The 1,534-nt window shown below is 58.5% G+C and carries 1 rRNA gene; it reads right to left on the bottom strand.

Annotated elements, in window-relative coordinates:
• Positions 1 to 11 precede the first annotated feature (11 nt).
• Positions 12 to 1,534 (bottom strand): 16S ribosomal RNA (locus ACWAT2_RS19285).

Raw genomic sequence — 1,534 nt, 5'->3', positions numbered from 1 at the left:
GTGCTCCTTAGAAAGGAGGTGATCCAGCCGCACCTTCCGGTACGGCTACCTTGTTACGACTTAGTCCCAATCGCCGGTCCCACCTTCGACCACTCCCCCCGGAAAACCGGTTGGGCCATGAGCTTCGGGTGTTACCAACTTTCGTGACTTGACGGGCGGTGTGTACAAGGCCCGGGAACGTATTCACCGCAGCGTTGCTGATCTGCGATTACTAGCGACTCCGACTTCATGGGGTCGAGTTGCAGACCCCAATCCGAACTGAGACCGGCTTTTTGGGATTCGCTCCACCTTACGGTATCGCAGCCCTCTGTACCGGCCATTGTAGCATGCGTGAAGCCCAAGACATAAGGGGCATGATGATTTGACGTCATCCCCGCCTTCCTCCGAGTTGACCCCGGCAGTCTCCCATGAGTCCCCGGCATAACCCGCTGGCAACATGGGACGAGGGTTGCGCTCGTTGCGGGACTTAACCCAACATCTCACGACACGAGCTGACGACAACCATGCACCACCTGTGCACCGACCTTGCGGAACCACCATCTCTGGCAGCGTCCGGTGCATGTCAAGCCTTGGTAAGGTTCTTCGCGTTGCATCGAATTAATCCGCATGCTCCGCCGCTTGTGCGGGCCCCCGTCAATTCCTTTGAGTTTTAGCCTTGCGGCCGTACTCCCCAGGCGGGGCACTTAATGCGTTAGCTGCGGCACGGAACTCGTGGAATGAGCCCCACACCTAGTGCCCAACGTTTACGGCATGGACTACCAGGGTATCTAATCCTGTTCGCTCCCCATGCTTTCGCTCCTCAGCGTCAGTGACTGCCCAGAGACCTGCCTTCGCCATCGGTGTTCCTCCTGATATCTGCGCATTCCACCGCTACACCAGGAATTCCAGTCTCCCCTACAGTACTCTAGTCTGCCCGTACCCGATGCAAGCCCGAAGTTGAGCCTCGGGATTTCACACCAGACGCGACAAACCGCCTACGAGCTCTTTACGCCCAATAATTCCGGACAACGCTTGCGCCCTACGTATTACCGCGGCTGCTGGCACGTAGTTAGCCGGCGCTTCTTCTGCAGGTACCGTCCACCCGAAGGCCTTCTTCCCTGCTGAAAGAGGTTTACAACCCGAAGGCCGTCATCCCTCACGCGGCGTCGCTGCATCAGGCTTTCGCCCATTGTGCAATATTCCCCACTGCTGCCTCCCGTAGGAGTCTGGGCCGTGTCTCAGTCCCAGTGTGGCCGGTCGCCCTCTCAGGCCGGCTACCCGTCGACGCCTTGGTAGGCCATCACCCCACCAACAAGCTGATAGGCCGCGAGCCCATCCCCCACCGAAAAACTTTCCAACACCCACCATGCGGCAGATGCTCATATCCGGTATTAGACCCCGTTTCCAAGGCTTATCCCGAAGTGGAGGGCAGGTTGCTCACGTGTTACTCACCCGTTCGCCACTGATCCACCCAGCAAGCTGGGCTTCACCGTTCGACTTGCATGTGTTAAGCACGCCGCCAGCGTTCGTCCTGAGCCAGGATCAAACTCTCCGT

Source organism: Isoptericola sp. GX10416 (assembly GCF_056590155.1).
This window is presented reverse-complemented; position numbering and strand designations above follow the sequence as displayed.